Origin of the sequence: Wolbachia endosymbiont of Oedothorax gibbosus, from assembly GCF_936270145.1 — a bacterium.
GTDB lineage: Bacteria > Pseudomonadota > Alphaproteobacteria > Rickettsiales > Anaplasmataceae > Wolbachia.
In genome coordinates this window covers 1,293,085-1,314,493 of the sequence record NZ_OW370537.1, presented here as the reverse complement: position 1 = coordinate 1,314,493, position 21,409 = coordinate 1,293,085, and the positions used below count along the sequence as shown (strand labels likewise).

Genomic DNA, 21,409 nt, shown 5'->3' with positions numbered 1-21,409 from the left:
AATAACATAAAAACCGTTGTTTCACAATAAGAAGGATATGTATAAGCTAATGTTTTCTGCACTGGGGAAAAACAAATACACAAAAGTTATTGCCTTATTCTCATCGATTTTTATGATTTTATTCAGTGTGATATATTGTAATTATTTACTAAGGAGTAATTTTCTTTCTTCTTACCGTGATTCAAGTGTAAACTTAAAAAGTGTACTGGAAAATGGCATAATAAAAAAATACCATTATTTACTAATAGAAAAGCATCACATTAAATACAACAGTTTCGATTATATAAACCAATTGGTAAAACTGCGTGCTGAATTATTACAATCAGTTAGCGAAGTAAAGGATTTCAGCTTAATACTGTATGATCAAAACGGCAGAATAATATTCAGTAATTTTAACACTCAAGATTATGATTATGAACAGTTACTTACAAACGATGAAATTGATGAACTATTAAGTAACCAAGAAATATTTTATACTATAGGAAATACATTAACTTCTATTTTCCCTGTATTTCATGAAAATAGCGCTAAACCATCATTTTTTTTGAAGATTCTTCGAAATTACAATAATTCTTATGTTATAGCATATGGCCTATTTTTAACATTTTTAGGCTTATTATTAGTAATTTTAATATTAATAATGTTCTATTTGCACTTTTCTAATACCCAAATGCTAGCCAAGCAACATAAAACTAACATTGAATTACAGCAGATAAAAGAGGCATTAGAGCAAGAAAATGCAAATAAGCTAAAATTTTTTGCAAGCGTTACACATGAATTACGCACACCTCTTAATGCTATTATTGGATTTGCGGAGTTGATCAAAAATGAAACTTTAGGTTCAATGGACAACTCTCAATACAAGGAGTATGCAGACGATATATATAATGCAGGGACGCATTTACTTGCTTTAATTAACGATGTGCTCGATTTTTCTAAAGCTGAATCAAGTAGTTTAACAGTAGAAAAAGTGAAGTTTAACCTGAACAAAATAATAGATTCATGCGTAAATATGCTATTACCTAAATTAAAAGAAGCCGGGATTAATTTAAAAAAAGAGATGACTAATAAACAATTATTAGTCATTGCAGATTCCAAGAGAATGAAACAAGTTATAATAAATTTATTATCAAACTCAATCAAATTTACCCCCAAAGATGGTTTAATAAGAATGGTGATAAAAGAAAATATAGAAAAAAACTTATTAACTATTGAGTTTCATGACAATGGAATAGGAATAATGCAGCAGGACATATATAAAGTTATGTCTGTTTTTGGCCAAGCAGATTCGGGGTATAGAAACGAAGGTACGGGCATCGGATTACCGCTAAGCAAGAAATTAGTAGAGTTAATGGGTGGAACTTTCGACATTAAAAGTGAAGCAAAACTTGGTACTACGATAACGTTAAGCTTCTTTTATGAAGAGCAAACATGTGAAGATTCGATTGATTTTTAATAGGACCTATTTGATATGGCCTTACTTTATCAAAAGTAGCAAGCCGAGAAGGTAAGCAGAAATTTATCAATAAGCCCTTTATCGAGAATCTTATCTGTGTTAGCTATATATAAAATTTGATACTCTGACTACAATATACTACTATAGATAGAAGTGTTATTAATGGAGTAAGGTATGGAGTTAGTAGTAGGAAATAATGCACCTGATTTTAGCTTGCCAACAGATTCTGGTGAAAATTTATCACTGAGTGAATTTTTTGATAAAAAAAATGTAGTTCTTTATTTTTATCCTAAAGACGATACTCCGGGTTGCAGGATGGAGGCAAAAGGCTTTAGAGATAAAATAGATGATTTTTCTTCCCTTGACACAGTGATAATTGGTGTATCAAAAGATAGTGTTAAGTGTCATGCTAACTTCAAAGCAAAATATTCTCTGCCATTTTCTTTGGTTTCTGATGAGAATGCTGAAATGTTGGAAAAATATGGTGTTTGGGTAGAGAAAAGTATGTTTGGCAAAAAGTATATGGGAATAGAACGCACTACTTTTTTAATAGATAAAAAAGGTAAAATAGTGAAGATCTGGAAAAATGTAAAAGTTAGTGGACATGTTGATGAGGTTCTGGAAGAAGTAAAAAGAATATAAAAAAGAAAAACTATTTAGGTTAATGGCTACCCATTGCTACATAAAAAAGCTGAAATTACATAATTTTCGTAACCATTCAAACTTTGAATTGGATTCAGATGATAGCTCAGTTGTGATAACTGGCAAAAATGGTATTGGTAAAACTAATATACTTGAAGCAATCTCGCTGCTTGCTAAAAGCAATGGAATGAAAAAAGCAAAAACCAGTGAGATACAAAATAGATTTAGTAATGAAGATTGGGCAGTGCACTATGATTTTTTCAATGGAATGGATTTTAATTCAATTGGTATCGCAAAGAGTTTTGATAAGAAATTAGTACAAATTGATGGAAAAACGCAATCAAGTTATTTACCTCTATATAGAATATCCAATGTAATATGGCTGATTCCACAAATGGACTATGTTCTTCTTAATTCTCCAAGTGATAGATTAAAATTTTTAGACCGTATAGTCTCACTATTTGAGGAAAATTACACTTGCTGCTACATGAAATATAGAAAAGCTAAATGTGAGCGAAGTAAACTATTAAGGGAGAACATCTTGGACGAAAATTGGCTCTCTAGTCTTGAAAACATAATGGCTGTTAATGCAGTTAGTATTTTACATATGCGATCATCTGTTTTAAAGATATTACAAGACACAATTGATAACCATTCCAGTGAGCTTTTTCCTAAGGCAAGTTTGAAATTCAGCAGCCAGCTAACTTTGAATGATACTGCAGAATATTTTCAGAATCGTCTAAAGGAAAACAGAGAAAAAGACTCATTAACTGGTAGAGTAACCTTTGGTGTACATAACGATAATTTTCGGGTTTTTTGCCAAAAAAGAAATGTACCAATAAATCTGTGCTCCACTGGAGAACAAAAGTTATTACTGCTTTCTATTATTTTATCCAGTGTAAAAGCAAGGTGTATTCATTACAATAAGGCACCACTTCTTCTACTTGATGATATAATGTCTCATCTGGATAAACATTACAGAAAGGCGTTAATAGAGGAAGTGCTAAGCATTCAATGTCAAACTTGGATAACTGATGTAAATCAAGCTAATTTCAATAGCTATCTTTATTCTTTCAAGTTCTTTGAATTATCAAATGAATAGCACCTCTTTTAAAGCACATACTATAATGCACCCCATAAATTAGACCAAAAAAAATTGGTTAATCCGAGTAAAAATGGTCTAGACAAATGGGTGCACTATATACTTTGGGACCATACACCTAGACTTTATACCTTTTATGCTCAAATTCACATAAATCATGAATTATACACGTCTCACACGAAGGTTTTTGTGCCTTGCAAACATATCTACCATGTAAAACTAGCCAATGATGAGCATAAAGTAGGTATTTTTTTGGAACTGCATTCAAAAGAGATTGTTCTGTTTTAAACACATCTTTTTCTTTCACAAGTCCAACTCTATTGCTCACCCTAAAAACGTGAGTATCAACTGCCAATGTCGGAATGCCGAGTCCTGAATTTAAGAAGACGTTAGCACTCTTTCTCCCCACTCCAGGCAAGGACACCAAATCATCGAAATCAGTAGGTACTTTGCTGTTGTATCGTTCTACCAATATTTTACTAAGCCCAATTATATTTTTTGCTTTGGAATTATATAAACCAATACTGCTTATGTGTTTTCTCAGCTCGTTTTGCCCAAAGCTCAGCACCTTTTTCGGTTTATCAGCAATGTTAAATAGTTCTTTTGTAATTTTGTTAACACTTACATCAGTTGTCCGTGCTGATAAAACTATCGCGACTAGTAACGTAAAATGATTGGTATAATTTAGCTCTATTTTTGGCGTAGGATTTGATTGCTGAAATCTTTCAAATATCAGTTCTACTTTTTTGAATCCATGCATAGAGCTAAAAGTTTATACTATACTGTTTGCTGTGTAAGTTCAATCGCTAGATGGCTGTTCAGTGTTAACATCAGATACATTAGTATTTACTTTATCGAAACTCCTCTCAGCAAATTCGCTTGCCACCTCTGCAAAACATAACTTCTACCACAACCAACTATTTTGAGCCTGTATATTATTTTATACGTCTTGTCAATAGTAAAAATCAGTTTAACTTCCTCTCTACTTTTTCTGGGTAAGGTCACTCAACTGATGGTTAATACATCTTCTATCAAAAATTGTACAAATTCATTGCCATTCCAGTAATTCACAGAGATTTTACCCAAAACGGCTTTAATATTACCCTGCATGATAGCAGAGCCAAGGTGAGTATTTGCAGAGCGAAATGCAATAGCTCTCACCATAACATTATCATCAGCAATAAAACATTTTATATGGTCAACTCCTATAACTTCAGGCTTTCTTATCTTTGCTCCTTGGATAATAAACCTTGGTTCAGGATTTCCAACTCCAAATGGTCCCAAGCGTTGCAATTGATTCCATAAAGACAAGTTTATTGTTTTAGCTGTTACTATACCATCGGCTTTTAAAGTTTTCTCATTTATAGAGTTTGAAAATCTTTCAGTAAAAAAATCATGTAAATCATTTATTTTGTCTTCTACAATCGAAAACCCTGCTGCCATACTATGGCCGCCACCTTCAATAATCAGATTTATAAACTTTGCGGAGAGGACTGCAGCACCGATATCGACTCCAGAAATTGACCTGCAGCTTGCCTTTCCTATTCCATTATTTAAAGATATTACTATTGCTGGTAAGTGAAACTGTTCCTTTAACCTTGATGCAATTATACCAATTATTCCCTGGTGCCAATTGCCGCTTATCATTATAAAATTTACACCTAATTGCGCAGACTTTTCCGCCTGTATTGTAGCTTCCGAGAGAGCCTCATTTTCTAACACTTTCCTTGCATGATTTAAGTCTATTAATTTTAGCGCGATTGAATGTGCCTCTTCTTCATCATCGGTGGAAAGCAACCTTGCACCAAGCGATGCTTCTCCAATTCTTCCTCCAGCATTTATGCACGGTCCAATGCTAAACCCTAACCGCGAAACACTTGGTTTTTCAAGGATTCCCAAAGCATCAAATAAAACACGCAAGCCAACGTTTTTTCTTGCTGACATAACTTTTAATCCTTGTGAAACAAATGCTCTATTTAGGCCTATAATCTGCATAACATCGCAAACAGTTCCCAAGGCAACCAAATCCAATAGATCAAATAAATCTGGTTCTTTTTTGTTGGTAAAAAATCCTTGCTCACGTAAGTTTTTATTAAGAGCAACAATTAGCAGAAATGACACTCCAACTGCCGCAAGATTGTTATAAGGGGAGTTCTCATCAAGGCGGTTTGGATTCACAACTGCTACGGCACTTGGTAATTTTTCTGTACCAAGGTGATGATCGACAACTATAATATCAAGACCAAAAGCCTTTGCATCTTCTATTGGTTGATATGCAAGCGTACCACAATCAACAGAAATACATAGATCAATTCCTTTCTTTTTAAGTTGTAATAAAGCATCTGTGTTTAATCCATAGCCCTCATCAACACGATCTGGAATGTAAATTATAGAGTGTATACCGATTGCTCTTAGGTACCTGTTAATCAATGCTGATGATGTTGCACCATCAACATCATAGTCACCAAATATTGCAATATTTTCGTTATTGTTTATTGCTTTTATTATGCGAGAAACAGCTTTATCCATATCAAGAAGGTGAAAGGGATCTGGTAATAATGATCTGATTAGTGGATATAAGAAGTCGCTTGCATTTTCTATGTTAATACCACGAGTAACCAATATTCTTGCTAATATTTCTGGTAACTCAAATCTCTGGGTAAGAGTTAAGATTTGCCTTTGATCTGCTTCTTGCAACTTCCACAATGCATTTGTTATGCTGCGCTTTTCAATATCAAGTAGCATATTCTTTGTAAATAACACTACTTTACCAGAATTTTTAGGCTTGTTCTATAATTGTATTAGACTTCTGCAGAAAAAAAGCGTTAAAGACTGAAGAATTCTTTCAAACACTGTAAAGGTCATAAAAGTCGAATTAGTGCACCGAAATTTTATTTCAAAAAGTAAATAATTTACTAACGCTCGTGCACAAATTAAAAATAAATTATGCACGAGTGTAGTATTGTGAATTAAGAATGCTATATTAAAGCTTACCTCACTATTAAAGCTATCGGTCAGATTAGATTAAAAACCTAATCTGACCGGTTTCTCTATAACCCTCTAAACCCTGATGTAATTATATGATAATTAGTTTAATTAGTGGTTAATATGCAAATTGATTTTATTTATGTATTGAGATAGCATAAAACATATTGGTTTAAATTATTGTGCAACTTTATAAATCGTCACTGTTACTTCTACTGACTGTATTAATAGTTATAGTTCTAAAATTACCTGAAAATTTGAGCATTGCAGTAAATTGGTCTCTCCCAATTCTAGATTTTGATTTATCTTTTCGTATCATGCTAATATCTTTTCTATCAATTGCATTTTTAGCTGTTCTACCAGCACAAAATTTGACTTTTTCAGAGATGCTATCTTTTGCTGCTTACACTATTAGTTCACTTTATGCAGTTTTATTTGAACATATGATATTGGTTATAATATTCTGTGAATTAATGACCGTCAGTGCATTTTTTACTATCGCAGCTGGCTGTAGAGATAGTGGACCTGCAATAAGGTACGCTTGTGTACACTTTTTGGTTGGAGTTGTATTGATAATAGGATTAGCACTTCAAAGCACTAACCTGATAATTTTGGGTTTATTGATAAATTGCGCTTGTTTTCCTTTTTCGTTTTGGGTTGTTGATGCATATCCTACTGCATCGCTACATGGCACTACATATCTCTCTTTATTTACCACTAAAGTCTCTTTTTTAGTGATGCTTTTACACACTTATAACCTATGGCAAGATTGTACTGAAATATTAGCGCTTGTAGGCGCCATCACTGCAATTTACAGCATTGTATTTGCTTCTCTTGAGCAAAATATTCGCAGATTTTTATGCTATAATATTGTAGGACAAATGGGCTTACTGATTATTGCAGGAGGTTTACTCAGCCCTTCGGAAAAGGCAATACCAATTTTGATACTGCATATAATCTTCTCTCTTGTTTATCAATCATTATTGTTTGTGGTCAGCAATTCGATTATTTCACGAACAAGAACAATTAGTTTTAATGGAGTAGGTAAACTGATGTCAGTGGAAGGCATGTGTGCTATAATTGCAATACTTACAATGGCTGCATTTCCTGGAACCGCTGGATTTATTAGTAAATCATACATTACAGCCGAGATTGAAGCAAGTAGTGCTAATTTAGAAGTGTATAAAAACTTATACAAGACTCTAAATTTACTGCTTTATTTAAGCGTGGGGCTCAAGTTTCTTTACTACATATTTATTGCAAAAAGTAAGTCGAAACCTTTAGCAGATAGGGGAGGCAAAATGACTATGATTATTTTAGCATTTATATGCGTAATCGCTGGCAATCCTTACTTACCTATTTACAATAAGCCTTCAATTTTTAATCTTGCGTACAACACAAAAAATATTTGGTCGCAATTTAATTTATTACTATGTACCACTTTATTGTTTATTCCTTTACGCAAGTTATTTTACCCGAGAGTAAATTTTAAAATGGATGTTGATTGGATTTTTAGAGCTTTCATACCCTATATTATCTTGCTGTTCAATCAGTTAGTCTCTAAAACTAGAGAAATGTTTGCCAGCGTAGTACAAAACTTGACTAATCCACTTGTTGGTTTATACTTTAATAATATTACTAAACTTAAAGAAGTGCTGAGTTATAACTCAGTGAGTTTTGTTTCAGCTTCTTCTCTCTTTTTAATGAGTATTCTACTAATGCTATTATGTTTAAATCGTTAACTGAAAGTTTAAATTCTGTATTTAGTAAACTGAGAGGAAAGTCAATCATTTCTGAAGATGATTTTAATCTTGCCATGCGTGAAGTACGCATGGCCTTAATTGAAGCTGACGTTTCACTTGAAGTTGCAAAAAAATTCATCAATGACATTAAAGATAAAGTGATTGGGGAAAAAGTCATAAAAAGTGTTTCTCCAGCGCAAATGATAATCAAAATTGTGCAGGATAATTTAGTTGCAGTTCTCGGATCAGAGAAAAGTGACTTAAATCTGGCAGTTAAACCCCCTGCTGTGATTATGATGGTGGGCTTACAAGGTGCAGGTAAAACAACTACCTCAGGAAAGCTTGCTTTAAAGTTAAAAAAACAAAAGAAAAAAGTGATGCTCGCTTCTTTAGACATTTATAGACCGGCTGCCCAAAAACAACTTGAAGTGCTAGGTAAACAAATAGATGTGCAAACTTTACCTGTAGTAATAGACGAGAAGCCCATTACAATTACAAAAAGGGCACTGGCAGCAGCAAAGAATGATAATTATGATGTATTAATACTAGACACCGCAGGCAGGCTTCATATTGACGATAATATGATGAATGAACTGAAAGATGTGAAGGAAATAGCTTCACCTGCAGAAGTTATTTTAGTAGCCGACGCAATGATAGGCCAGGATGCGGTCAATATTGCCAAATCATTCAATGAGATAATAGGTGTAACCGGCATTATTCTCACCCGTGTTGATGGTGATGCACGTGGTGGTGCTGCTCTTTCTATGAAAATGATCACCGATTGTCCAATTAAATTTATTGCTTGTGGTGAAAAATTAAGTGACCTCGATGATTTTTATCCCGATAGAATTGCAAAAAGGATACTTAGCATGGGTGATGTTGTATCATTGGTTGAAAAAGCTGCTGAGATTGTTGGTCAGGAAGAAATTGATAAGTTACAAAAGAAAGTAAAAAAGGGTAAATTCGACCTAAACGACCTAGTGGGAATGTTAAAAACTCTGAGTAAAATGGATGGCATTAGCAACATAATGAAATTCATCCCTAGTTCATTCACAAAAAAGCTAAGTAGCAGTGTGCCAGATGACAATAAAGTGAAAAAATATATAGCCATCATAAACTCAATGACCGAAAAAGAAAGGCAAAATCCAGATATTTTAAATGGCAAAAGAAGACTTAGAATTTCTAAGGGGTCCGGAACAAGTGTAACTGACGTTAATCTTCTGATTAAGCAGTATAATCAAATGAGCTCTATGGTAAATAAGTTCAGTAAAGTTGACCATAGTAAACTCAAAGAATCTGATTTGATGGATATGCTAAGCAGAAAGTAAGTCAGCAGGTAGTGGAATGAGACAAATCATCAGTAAACCTTTAGCTATATCAAAAGCGGCTTAGTCTCACAAAAAAAATTTACACTTCTTGCTAGTCAAGAAATTTTTTATTGATTTTAAGAAATACTATAGCTGACCCAAGCAACACGTCATACCGCCGCGGTATCTCTTAGCATAGATCCCGCTAACACGTGGCGGGATGACGAGGCTTACCTTATCGGATTGTTTCAACACGTCATACCGCGATTCATTCGCGGTATCTCATCCGCTAACAAGCAGCGGGATACTATCTACACCGTCATACCGCGATTCATTCGCGGTATCTCATCCGCTAACAAGAGATCTCGCTAACAAGCAGCGGGATGACGGTTGTCGTTTAGCTATAAATATTTAAGAAATTTACTAAACAGAAAAAAAGGCAAAAGAAGCCCCGTAGTTGGCTAATTACTTACATTATACTTTCAAGTATGGCGTTTTTTTATTCTAAACGCTTGACAAGCGAAATTCAGCTGCTTTTAATTGCAACTAACCTACGCTGCAAATGTTTAAGAAATTTACCAAGCAGAAAAAAAGACAAAGAATCCCCGAGTTAGCTAGTCTTTTACTATCTCTGTCGAGTATTGGCATTTTTTGATGTCTTGTAACGCTTTATAAGCGCGTTCAGCTTATTTAGATAAAAATCTAGATGTAGATGAAGTTTTGTAAAGACATACAGTATCTATATACTGCAAAAAATTGAACATAAGACGCCGATACATTAAGTAATCCTTACCTTTTAATCTGCAGATTGGCGAAAGCAAATACAATAGCTTCAGTTTCATGATAAGGGGACTGGCGGAAGGAAGTTTTTATGACTTATCTAACGAATTTTATACTTGCTAAGATTGCGCTATTTGAGTACCTTTAACTGAAAGAAGTTATTTTTTATCCAATATGAAAAAAGCCTTTATATTCACATCCTTAATAGCAATTATATTGATAGTTATTACTTATTTATACAGAAATGACGGAACTAATGACTCGCAAGTGGTAAATGTTTATTCATCACGTAAAGAGGAATTAGTACGTACTTTGTTTGATGAATTCACGAAAAATACAGGCATTAAAGTACGTTACATCATTGATGATTATTCTCAGCTACTTTCACGAATAGAAAACGGTGGTGAAGCTGATTTATTTTTAACTACAGACGCAGTGAACCTAATTTTAGCAAAAAAAAGGGGGCTTTTGTCTCAAGTGGATTCAGAGGCTTTGAAAAGTGCTATACCTGCAAAATTTAGAGACAGTGAAGATTATTGGTTTGGCCTTACAAAAAGAACTAGGATATTGGTTTATAATAAAGAATCAGTAGACTCTCAAGACTTAAGTACTTATGAAGACCTGGCAAGTGAAAAATGGAAAGGAAAAATATTAGTGCGTTCTTCCACAAGTCCATACAACCGATCGTTAATTGCTTTTATGATTGCAAATAATGGTTTTGAAAAGACGAAAGAATGGGTAAGCGGAATTGTGAGCAATATGGCAAGAAAACCAAGTGGTGGTGACACAGACCAAATTTACGCCGTAGCAGCTGGTGAGGGAGATGTTGCAATAGTAAATAGTTATTACTTTGCGAGAATCCTTTCATCAGAAAATAAAAAGAATGTTGCAGACAAGCTAGGAGTTTTTTTTCCTAATCACAATGATTACGGTGTAATGGTAAATGTTAGTGGTGCAGCAGTAACAAAAAACGCAAAAAATAGGGAAAATGCTATAGCCTTATTGGAATTTTTAGTAAGTAAACAGGCTCAGGAGTTATATGCTAAGAAAAACCAAGAATATCCTATTATTGAAGGTGTTGAAACTTCTGATATATTAAAATCTTGGGGAAAGTATTCACAAAGTGATTTGCCTCTAAGTGAACTTGAAAAACACCTCCTTGAGGCTGTTATGATAGCGGACGAGTGTAAATGGAAGTAATACTTTCTAGTTTTACAGCTTTCTTCTACTCTATTTTGTTCTTTCACAACTGTGCAATTGAAAAATAATAATTAAGAAAGTAGAATAATCTCAAAAAGGAAGCTATGAACAAGAGAAGAAATTTGTTAAACATCTCAGACCTCACAGTCGATGACGTTGAAAATATAACTAAGTTGGCTAGCCAGTACCTTAAAAAAGAAGTTGCAAATGGTCATATCTTGGAAAATAAGACAGTAATAAATTTATTCTTTGAAGATTCAACGCGTACACTTGCGTCTTTTGAAATAGCAGCAAAAAGCCTTGGAGCAAATGTTGTAACTTTGCCAATAAGATCTTCTTCTATTAACAAGGGAGAAGATCTAAAAGACATGATCAAAACATTAAATGCAATGAATCCTGATTACATAATAATCAGGCATAAAAGTAGTGGTATCATTAATACACTGGCAAAGTATGTTAACTGCTCGCTAATCAATGCAGGCGATGGAAGCAGTGAACACCCAACTCAAGCTCTTGCAGATTATCTTGTAATCAGCAGTCATAAAAAGCAAATAAAGGATCTCAAAGTTGTGATATGTGGAGATATTCTGCACAGCAGAGTTGCAAGGTCAAATATAAGGTTGCTAAAAATGTTTGGAGCAGAGATAAGCTTGGTCGCACCACCAACTTTGATTTGTAAGCATTTTCCTGAAGTAGATTCAGTCCATTATTCATTAATTGAAGGTATAAAGGATGCTGACGTAATTATGCTTTTGAGATTGCAGAAAGAGCGCATGAATAATAGTTCTTCAGAGAAAGAATATTTTTATTTGTATGGACTTGATTCACAAAAGCTATCATACGCAAAACCAAATGCGATTGTTATGCACCCAGGGCCAATAAATAGAGAGATTGAGATTAGCAGTGATGTAGCAGATTGTGTTATTTTACGGCAAGTAGAATCCGGATTGGCAATACGTAAGGCAGTGCTGCACTATTATAGGACTTGTTAATATCAAAAGATGCTACACAACTAATGCAAAAAGGTGGGTATGAAATGACAAGGCTTGTAAATGTTTTGAGAATGGCTGCTAGGTGTATGGTTCCAAAGTGTGATGATAATGATTGCAGAAAATAACATGGAAGATATCGAAATTGCCATAGGCAGTACAGGAATTAGTATATACAACAACACACAGCAAAGAAAATAGCAAAGATAGAGAGTATTGTAGCTATACACAAGTAAGAAAATTGCACATAATGTTGAGCAAACAAGTCATAGCTACAAAATACAGTAATGGCTGATCACTATGGAGCATTGGGGAAATCTGATGTTAAATATGCCATAAAAGCACTATATGCAGATAGGGAGTGTTAAAAAAACATAGTTGATATAACGATCATTAAGAGAAAAACCCCTCTTTCCCATCATATAAATACAACTTATCCATTCTCACCACGTCAAAGCTATTTTCCTCGAGTTTGATTAGCAAGTTATTTACATCACTATTTGTAATAGCTTGCTTTTCATTATTTGCGATAAACCTACAGGTTATTTGATCACTTGAAGGTTTTGAGTTTCCTGGCCAAATCGCAAGACCTTTTGAGTATATTGCTATCATTTGCAGATTACTTGATTCAAATAACCTAACTATTTGGTCAAAGTTGCTGGATTTGTCCCAAGCAAGCGCTATATCACTACCTACTAGCTTTTTGGTTTTATAGTCCTGTTCATAGCTATTTTGTATTTCACTTATTTTGCTATTTGTACTGCTACCGACTGTAAGCTCAGATAATATTGCAGGCTTCTTTCCTAGATTCTCTATAATAGCTTCTGCAAATTCTTTGGTACCAACTTTTTGTTTACTCTTTTTCTCTTTATATAAATCGGCAGTGTGTATTCCATCTTCTAAGGTTTTTAACCATGCATCGTAAATTAGTTTTGCAGTACTCACTTGACTGATGTAGACCAACATATGCACTGCAGCATTTAAAAGTCCAGAAGGATTAGCTATATTTTTTTCTGCAATATCAGGAGCAGAACCGTGCACTGCTTCAAACATTGCATATTCATTACCTATATTGCTACTTCCAGCGAGTCCCACAGATCCAGAGGTTTGCGCCACAATGTCCGATAATATATCGCCATATAAGTTCTCGGTTACTATAACATCGAAATTCTCCGGTTCTGTTGCAACTTTTGCCATGCCAATATCAACTATATAATGTTCTGCCTTTATGTCCTGGTATTCCTTTGCAATACGATCAAACGCTGCATGGAAAGTTCCGTCAGTCATTTTCATTATGTTATCTTTAGTAAGACAAGTTACTTTCTTTCTATTATGTTTTTTTGCATATTCAAAAGCGTACCTGCATATTTTTTCTGAGCCGGATCTAGTAATAATTTTAGTGCATTGGTAAGAGTCACCAGTGAGCCTATGCTCTATTCCGGTGTAAACGTCCTCTTCATTTTCACGTATTACTACAATATCAAACTTATCGAATTTATTTTCTATCACAGGATGATACGAAATACACGGTCTGATATTTGCATATAACCCTAGGTTCTTTCTGAGCGCTACATTTAAGCTTTTGTGCCCTTTACCTTGAGGAGTTGTTGTCGGAGATTTGAGTAATATCTTTGTCCTTTCAATTGACTCCCAACCACTTGGAGAAATTCCATGAGACCATTCCTTATTATAAATACATTCTCCTATTTCAATAATATCTATTGAGATCTTCGCTTCTGCTTCGCGCAATATCGACAGCACCGCTTCCATAATTTCTGGTCCGATACCGTCGCCATATGCAACTGTGATTGGTGTTGACATAACTTTCCTAGTTATAAATGATTTAATGTTAATTCAAATAACAGAGTGACACAAGCAGCTAATATTGCACAAATTAGTATATTTACAGTTATGTAATAAAATACTTTTATATTAGTCAGTAAAATATTATATTAGTCAGTAAAATATAGGTGGGTTATGGATACTGAAATAAATGTTAAAGTAAATTATGTAGGATTTACAAGGCGTACTGTAGCAGAAGTACTTGACTATATCATATTTTTCTTTCCTTTATTCATTCTATACATTGCAGTATCTGGCAATCACGGAGTTGATAACTTTCATGACGAAATTAAACAGTTAACATCTCCTTATACAATCTTTACATCAATGCTGTACACAGTATTAGAAATATTAATGATAACAAGACTGGGAGGTACTCCAGGACAGTTGTTATGTGGTATGTATGTCAAAGATGCAAATACATTTAAAAGTGTTACTCTAATGCAAGCAACAATAAGGTGCATTTCTGAGGCAGCTTTATCATTTGTTTTTCTTTTTTTAATTGATTATGTTTCTCAGTGGTTTGCAATTTTACCGATTCTAGTTTTTATATTCGCAATATTTGACCAACGTAAGCAGTTTCTTCATGACAAAATTGCAAACACGGTAGTGATAGATTATAAACCTAGTTGATATTTTTCTTTTAGTTCAAGGGTGTCATTCCAGTCTGGAATCCAGAAAAAAGGATGATGTCATGCCAGTGCCCTCTTCTTGTCATTCCAGTCTGGAATCCAGTTTCCATTGTACAGCCACCTGGTGTGCTCATTTAAAGTGAAGTTTTCTGGATCCCAGACTGGGATGACATCTTTCTTGGTCTCTTGTATCACAATGTTCGTACAGTTGTGGATACCTCGGCGGTATGACGTAGTAGCTATATATAGACAAATTTTCTTTCCTTAGATATAATCTTAAAAAACTTTCTGTACAAAAATGAAAATAAAAAGAGCTTTAATATCAGTATACGATAAAACGAATATAATTGATCTTGCATCATTTTTAATGCAGCAACAAATAGAAATTCTTTCAACGGGAAATACTTATAAAGCACTATCTGATGCCGGAATAAAAACACAAGAGGTCTCAGATTACACACAATTTCCAGAGATACTAGGTGGTAGAGTAAAAACTTTACACCCTAAAATTCATGGAGGAATACTTTGCGATAGAGAAAAGCACAAAACAGAAATACAAAATCTAGGTATTGAGCCAATAGACCTGCTTATAACCAACCTATATCCATTTTGGGAGACGGTGAATAGCGATTCAAGTGAGGAGCAAATTATAGAACAAATTGATATCGGCGGAGTGGCGTTAATTAGAGCCGCAGCAAAGAATTTTCGTTTTACTTCAGTTATTTCTAGCATTCAAGACTACGAAGCACTAAAAGCTGAGATGATAAAAAATAACAATGAAACAACATTGGAATATAGAAAATATTTAGCAACCAAAGCATTTGCTCTCACTGCACACTATGATTCTAATATTCACAGTTGGTTTTTATCCCAGAGTAAAAATAATGAGTTGCCAGAGTTTTTTGCACTATATGGACGTAAAGTACAAGAACTCAGGTATGGTGAAAATCCCCATCAAAAAGCTGCATTTTATAGTAATCAATTTACCAAACATCCGCTGGAAAAAATACATGGAAAAGAGTTGAGTTATAATAATATAGTAGATATAGAGTCCGCACTTAACATAATTTCTGAGTTTAAAGAGCCTGCAGCAGTGATAATAAAGCACAATAACCCATGTGGCGCTGCTGTTGGTAATGATGCTTTGGAGGCATATGAAAAAGCTCTATCGTGTGATGAAGTAAGCAGTTTTGGTGGCATAGTTGCCTTAAATCGGGAGATAGATTTAAAGCTAGCAGAAAAATTAAACGAGATATTTTTGGAAGTTGTGATAGCACCGTCAGTCAGCAATGAGGCACTAAAAATTTTGCAAAGAAAGAAAAATTTAAGAGTGATTATTCATAAATCTTTTCAACAAAATGTGAAATACCAAACTAAAAATGTTGTTGGTGGGTTTTTGGTGCAAGAAAATAATGATCACAAGATAAAAGCAGAACAAGTAACAAAGTGCACTACAACAGAAAAAGAAAAGGAAGATCTTATTTTTGCCTGGAAAATATGTAAACATGTGAAATCCAACGCAATAGTTATAGCAAAAGATGGTTGTGCTATTGGCATCGGTGCAGGACAAGCAAGCAGAATAGATAGTGTAAACATTGCAGTGAAAAAAGCGGGTGAAAAGTGTAAAGGTGCGGTGCTTGCTTCAGATGCATTTTTTCCATTCCCAGATAGCATAGTAGAAAGCGCAAAACATGGAATTACAGCTATAATTCAGCCTGGTGGCTCGCTGAAAGATCAAGATGTGATAAAAGCTGCAAATGAAAATAAAATTGCTATGTTTTTCACTGGCGTTCGCAGTTTTTTTCATTAGGCTTTGTGTCATACCGCCACAAACCGTCATACCGCCGCGGTATCTCTAGATCCCGCTAACACGTAGCGGGATGACGATTGTCGGTGAACCTAAGTTACTTTAGCCATAAACATTAAGAAATTTACCAAACGGAAAAAAAGGCAAAAGAAGCCCTAGTCATTGTTTATTTTCAGTATCGGCGTTCTTTAAGTCTTAAACACTGCAATTTAGCTGCTTTTAAACGCAACTAACTTAAGCTATAAATGTTTAAGAAATTTACCAGCAGAAAAAAAAGACAAAGAATCTCCGGAGTAGCTAGTTATTCCACTCTTTATTTTAAAATTTGACGTTGGGTGATGTCTTAAACGCTTTATAAGCGCTTTTCAGCTTATGTGGGTAAAAACCCAAATTTTTATAAAGACATAGTATGCACATAGTGCAAAAATTAAACAATAGTACGCCAAATACAAGTCTTCTTGTCATTTTAATCTGCACAGATTGGGAAGTTAAATAATATAGCTTCACTTTCATGATAAGGGGACTGGCGGAGTTTGTCAAGTAAGTTTTTTCGTTTCTGTGAACAGTTGGACTTAAAGTCTACACAAAAAACGTTTACAACCAACGTTCGACATGGTAAATTAAAAACGGTTTATTCCTCGGTAGCTCAGTGGTAGAGCAATTGGCTGTTAACCAATTGGTCGCTGGTTCGAATCCGGCCCGGGGAGCGTTTCTCTGTGAAATTCTAGTGTTGATTTTATATGAACATTAAATCAGTGGTTTTATGTATACTAGATGGCTGGGGAAATGGAATAGAGAATAATAAATACAACGCTATTAGCAACGCAAATCCACCCTGTTGGCAATACATTAGCTCTAATTATCCAAAATGCAGTTTATCCGCCTGTGGAACTGATGTTGGGTTACCGGGTGGTCAGATAGGTAACTCAGAAGTTGGTCATATGAATATTGGCAGTGGTAGAGTAGTAATGCAAAGCCTTCAGCGCATTAATCAAGAGATTAGAACGATAGAAAACAATGTAAATCTACAAAGTTTTATTAGTAATCTAAAAAGTAAGAACGGAGTATGCCATATGATGGGATTAGTGTCAGATGGCGGTGTTCATTCACATCAAAAGCATATTTCAACTTTAGCAAATAAAATATCACAGCATGGAATCAAAGTGGTGATACATGCATTTTTAGATGGCAGAGACACATTGCCAAATTCAGGGAAAAAATGCATTCAAGAATTTGCAGAGAGTATAAAGGAAAATGACATAAGAATTGCTACTGTTTCTGGGCGTTACTATGCTATGGACCGTGATAACAGGTGGGAGAGAACAATTGAGGCTTATGAGGCTATCGCATTTGCAAAGGCACCTCGTCATGATAATGCAGTATCGTTGATTAATGAAAATTATCAAAATAACATAACTGATGAGTTTATTAGGCCCGCAGTAATAGGTGATTATCAAGGTATAAAACCAGAAGATGGAGTGTTATTGGCTAACTTTCGTGCTGATCGAATGATACAATTAGCAAGTATTTTACTAAACCAATCAGCAGCGCGTGACGCTGGAATCTATACTCGTACGACAGAAGGTCGTAAACGAAAACCATTTTCTTCAATTTTAAGCATGATGAAATATAAAGAAGATCTTAAAATTCCTTATATTTTTCCTCCTATATCTTTTACTAACACTTTAGGACAGGTAATAGCAGACAATAAATTGCAACAATTACGCATCGCCGAAACCGAGAAATACGCTCATGTGACTTTCTTTTTCAATTGTGGAAAAGAAGAACCTTTCTCTGGTGAAGAAAGAATACTCATTCCCTCACCAAAAGTTCAAACTTACGATTTGCAGCCCGAAATGTCAGCCTTTGAGCTCACAGAAAAGCTTGTAGAAAAAATTCACTCCCAAGAATTCGCACTGATAGTTGTAAATTACGCTAATCCTGATATGGTGGGACATACAGGTAATATAAAAGCAGCCGAGAAAGCTGTGCTAGCTGTAGATGATTGTCTTGCAAAAGTGCTGAGTGCTGTTAAAAAGTCAAGCAACACCGCATTAATTGTTACTGCAGACCACGGTAATGTGGAATGTATGTTCGATGAAGAAAATAATACACCTCATACAGCACACACTCTAAATAAAGTGCCATTTATTGTGTCTTGTGATAATCTAAAACTAAGAGACGGAAGGTTATCTGACATCGCCCCTACTATTTTACAGCTACTTGGAATTAAGAAGCCTGATGAAATGACAGGTAGTTCATTGATTTCTTGCATTACCCTCTGTCATTCCAGCTAGAATTGACCTTACCCAGATGGTATATTGCTTGGTTGGAAGCATGAGAAGATAATAGCTTCTCAGAATGGAAAGGGGCAGGTTGCTGAGGCACTTTCTATTCTTATTATGGAGTATAGGAAGAAGACCTCGTTACCCAGATTCTGCCACCGGTGTGGCCCATAAAATTTGGTGACCAGCGTATAGGAGAATGGACCAACTGGTACTCTGATATGTTGGAGTATTCAATAAGAGGGAAAATTTATGCGTTACATAGGTGTGATACTAACAGTTTTACTGCTTAGAACAGGAAAAACCAGAGTGCATAAAAAATCACGGGTATCTTTAATGAGTGTTACAATATTATCTTTAGAAAGAAAATCTACTATTCTTTGACAGATTAATATTGATCATTGGTTGCGTTCTTACAATGAGACAAATACTGCTATCCTATGCAAACTTTTTGGATAGTAAACACATTGCTTTTCAAAAAAATATTAGTAGCATTAAACAACAGCCTGATATTAGTTTTAATTCTTCTGTCAGTTAATTCTTGTCTTTTACACATGCAAGCAGCTGATGCTGGAATGACATTGAAAGAAGGATTTACTCTGAGTCGGTTGACAAATTGGACGTTTGATAAGCATAATTTGGAGCTTCTTGTGTAATTACTATATCATGAGCATGACTCTCTCTTAATCCTGATGCAGTAATAGTCACAAATTTGCAGTTTTTCTTCATTTCTTCTATATTCCTGTTACCAGTATAACCCATTGCAGCTTGCAATCCGCCAATCAACTGATGGATTACTCCTGAAGCTGAACCTTTGAATGGAACTCTTCCTTCTACTCCTTGTGGAACTAATTTGAGTTTTGAGTCTTTATCTTGAAAATAACGGCTAGCTGAACCTCGTTTCATTGCACTAATAGATCCCATTCCTCGATAGCCTTTATATGCTCTGCCCTTATACATGATAATCTCACCTGGGCTTTCGTCAGTGCCAGCAAAAATCGAACCAATCATCACAGAGTCAGCACCAGCTGCAATAGCTTTTGCAACATCTCCTGAGTATTTTACCCCACCATCAGCAATTAGTCTTACGTTTCTTGCTCTACACCCCTCTGCAACATGCTTGATTGCAGAGAATTGTGGCAAACCAACGCCTGTAACTATTCTGGTTGTACAGATTGATCCTGGTCCTATTCCAACCTTCACTGCATCAACACCCGCATCAATCAACGCTTCAGCAGCCTCCTTTGTTGCAATGTTTCCACCAATTAATTGCGTATTAGGATACATCTTTTTTATTTCCCTAATGGTATTGATAACGTTTTCGGAATGACCGTGAGCAGTATCCACAACAACTACATCAACTTCTTCTCCGATCAAAGCTTCACATCTTTCTATACCATCTTTTTTACCAGTGCCAATTGCAGCGGCAACTCTGAGCCGCCCTTTACTGTCTTTACATGAATTTGGGTATCTATTGTATTTTTCAATGTCTTTAACCGTAATTAAACCTATACAACAAGAATTTTCATCTACGACCAAAAGCTTCTCTATTCTATTTTCATGCAACAATTTCATTGCTGAGGCACTATTTACTCCCTGCTCCCGCACTGTCACTAACTTATCTTTTGTCATCACTTCGGAAACTTTTACATTCATGTTCTGGTCTTCAATAAACCTCACATCTCGGTTAGTTAAAATTCCAACTAACTTGCGTTGATCAACTACAGGAATGCCAGAATAATTGTGCTCTCTCATTAATGAAATTGCTTCCGCAACTGTTTTATCCGGTGAAATCGTAATTGGGTTATACACGATCCAACTTTCATATTTTTTCACCCTTCTCACTTCTAAAATTTGCTCATCTATTGATAAATTCTTATGTATGCAACCTATTCCTCCATGTTGGGCAATAGCTATTGCAAAGCCCGATTCAGTAACAGTATCCATCGCAGAGGATATGAGAGGGATATTTAGTTCTATATTATTTGTTAAATAAGTTTTTGTATCTGCATCGCAAGGCAATATATTAGAATAGGCTGGCAAAAGAAGTATATCGTCGAATGAATAACAAGCTTCCATTTTTTTCATAGGCTTTATTTAAAGCTTATACGCCAATTAATTAAATTGCAATAGGGCTTTTGCAAAATTAGCTACAGCTTTAGATTAGTAATTATAGGTGATACCTTAAGTTGTCATTCCAGCGCGTGACGCTGGGATAGCTTTGTTGCATAGCAGCAGAAAAATTAGTGATTACTGATAAATTCATTATAAAATGACGATTTAAGGATAAGTTTGAGTGGGATTTTAGAGGGATACATTGAACAGATAGGAAAATTTGCAGGTTATCAGCTATTCACAAGCATCAAAAGAAACTTGATATTAAGATCAATGATTGCAGAAAATAACATGGAAGATATCGAAATTGCCATAGGCAGTACAGGAATTAGTATATACAACAACACACAGCAAAGAAAATAGCAAAGATAGAGAGTATCGCAGCTATACACAAGTAAGAAAATTGCACATAATGTTGACAAACAAGTCATAGCTACAAAATACAGTAATGGCTGATCACTATGGAGCATTGGGGAAATCTGATGTTAAATATGCCATAAAAGCACTATATGCAGATAGGGAGTG

General features: G+C 34.8%; 14 protein-coding genes, 1 tRNA gene and 3 pseudogenes. 14 read left to right on the top strand and 4 right to left on the bottom strand.

From position 1 onward, the window contains the following. Positions 1–37 precede the first annotated feature (37 nt). From NBW37_RS06400 to recF, 3 genes are all read left to right on the top strand, one after another. Entirely contained in the window at positions 38–1,456 is a 1,419-nt protein-coding gene (locus tag NBW37_RS06400; protein ID WP_250296194.1) for a sensor histidine kinase, read from the top strand. A gap of 174 nt (positions 1,457–1,630) precedes the next feature. Then, on the top strand, positions 1,631–2,098 hold the full coding sequence (gene bcp / locus NBW37_RS06395) for a thioredoxin-dependent thiol peroxidase (RefSeq protein WP_250296193.1): 468 nt from the start codon (positions 1,631–1,633) through the stop codon (positions 2,096–2,098). Positions 2,099–2,120: 22 nt separating this feature from the next. Further along, complete coding sequence (gene recF / locus NBW37_RS06390; protein ID WP_250296192.1) at positions 2,121–3,200, top strand: DNA replication/repair protein RecF; 1,080 nt, start codon at positions 2,121–2,123, stop codon at positions 3,198–3,200. Positions 3,201–3,318: 118 nt separating this feature from the next. On the opposite strand, the gene nth is transcribed toward recF, so the two are convergent. Both nth and recJ read right to left on the bottom strand, forming a co-directional pair. After that, positions 3,319–3,960 carry an endonuclease III gene (gene nth / locus NBW37_RS06385; protein WP_250296191.1) on the bottom strand — a complete coding sequence of 214 codons (642 nt, stop codon included), beginning with the start codon at positions 3,958–3,960 and terminating at the stop codon, positions 3,319–3,321. A 245-nt stretch (positions 3,961–4,205) separates the two neighbouring features. Beyond that, complete coding sequence (gene recJ, locus NBW37_RS06380; RefSeq protein WP_250297014.1) at positions 4,206–5,945, bottom strand: single-stranded-DNA-specific exonuclease RecJ; 1,740 nt, start codon at positions 5,943–5,945, stop codon at positions 4,206–4,208. Between the two features lie 422 nt (positions 5,946–6,367). Between recJ and NBW37_RS06375 the strand changes: the two genes are divergently transcribed. The 5 genes and pseudogenes from NBW37_RS06375 to NBW37_RS07910 form a co-directional block, all read left to right on the top strand. Then, positions 6,368–7,927 (top strand): proton-conducting transporter transmembrane domain-containing protein, encoded by a 1,560-nt coding sequence (locus NBW37_RS06375; protein ID WP_250296190.1) that lies wholly within the window; start codon positions 6,368–6,370, stop codon positions 7,925–7,927. Further along, complete coding sequence (ffh, locus tag NBW37_RS06370) at positions 7,912–9,255, top strand: signal recognition particle protein (RefSeq protein ID WP_250296189.1); 1,344 nt, start codon at positions 7,912–7,914, stop codon at positions 9,253–9,255. Before NBW37_RS06375 ends, ffh begins: the two co-directional genes overlap by 16 nt. A gap of 933 nt (positions 9,256–10,188) precedes the next feature. Next, complete coding sequence (locus NBW37_RS06365) at positions 10,189–11,214, top strand: extracellular solute-binding protein (RefSeq protein WP_250296188.1); 1,026 nt, start codon at positions 10,189–10,191, stop codon at positions 11,212–11,214. A 104-nt stretch (positions 11,215–11,318) separates the two neighbouring features. Then, positions 11,319–12,206 carry an aspartate carbamoyltransferase catalytic subunit gene (locus NBW37_RS06360; RefSeq protein ID WP_250296187.1) on the top strand — a complete coding sequence of 296 codons (888 nt, stop codon included), beginning with the start codon at positions 11,319–11,321 and terminating at the stop codon, positions 12,204–12,206. 111 nt (positions 12,207–12,317) lie between these two features. Beyond that, a pseudogene (locus tag NBW37_RS07910) lies at positions 12,318–12,568 on the top strand (IS5 family transposase); the annotation flags it as partial. A gap of 28 nt (positions 12,569–12,596) precedes the next feature. On the opposite strand, the gene icd reads toward NBW37_RS07910, so the two are convergent. Continuing rightward, positions 12,597–14,024, bottom strand: a complete 1,428-nt coding sequence (gene icd, locus NBW37_RS06355; protein ID WP_250296186.1) for an isocitrate dehydrogenase — start codon at positions 14,022–14,024, stop codon at positions 12,597–12,599. 156 nt (positions 14,025–14,180) lie between these two features. Between icd and NBW37_RS06350 the strand changes: the two genes are divergently transcribed. The 5 genes and pseudogenes from NBW37_RS06350 to NBW37_RS06325 all read left to right on the top strand — a co-directional run. After that, positions 14,181–14,678 carry an RDD family protein gene (locus NBW37_RS06350; protein ID WP_250296185.1) on the top strand — a complete coding sequence of 166 codons (498 nt, stop codon included), beginning with the start codon at positions 14,181–14,183 and terminating at the stop codon, positions 14,676–14,678. A gap of 297 nt (positions 14,679–14,975) precedes the next feature. After that, a complete protein-coding gene (gene purH, locus NBW37_RS06340) occupies positions 14,976–16,487 on the top strand; it encodes a bifunctional phosphoribosylaminoimidazolecarboxamide formyltransferase/IMP cyclohydrolase (protein ID WP_250296183.1) in 1,512 nt (503 codons plus the stop codon). Positions 16,488–17,119: 632 nt separating this feature from the next. Continuing rightward, positions 17,120–17,191 (top strand) — tRNA-Asn (locus tag NBW37_RS06335). Between the two features lie 33 nt (positions 17,192–17,224). After that, on the top strand, positions 17,225–18,781 hold the full coding sequence (gpmI, locus tag NBW37_RS06330) for a 2,3-bisphosphoglycerate-independent phosphoglycerate mutase (RefSeq protein ID WP_250296182.1): 1,557 nt from the start codon (positions 17,225–17,227) through the stop codon (positions 18,779–18,781). 323 nt (positions 18,782–19,104) lie between these two features. Beyond that, positions 19,105–19,307: pseudogene (locus tag NBW37_RS06325) on the top strand (IS481 family transposase); the annotation flags it as partial. Between the two features lie 56 nt (positions 19,308–19,363). On the opposite strand, the gene guaB reads toward NBW37_RS06325, so the two are convergent. Beyond that, positions 19,364–20,857 (bottom strand): IMP dehydrogenase, encoded by a 1,494-nt coding sequence (gene guaB, locus NBW37_RS06320; protein WP_250296181.1) that lies wholly within the window; start codon positions 20,855–20,857, stop codon positions 19,364–19,366. A gap of 210 nt (positions 20,858–21,067) precedes the next feature. Here guaB and NBW37_RS07905 point away from each other — a divergent pair. Next, positions 21,068–21,404: pseudogene (locus tag NBW37_RS07905) on the top strand (IS5 family transposase); the annotation flags it as partial. Between the last annotated feature and the right edge of the window lie 5 nt (positions 21,405–21,409).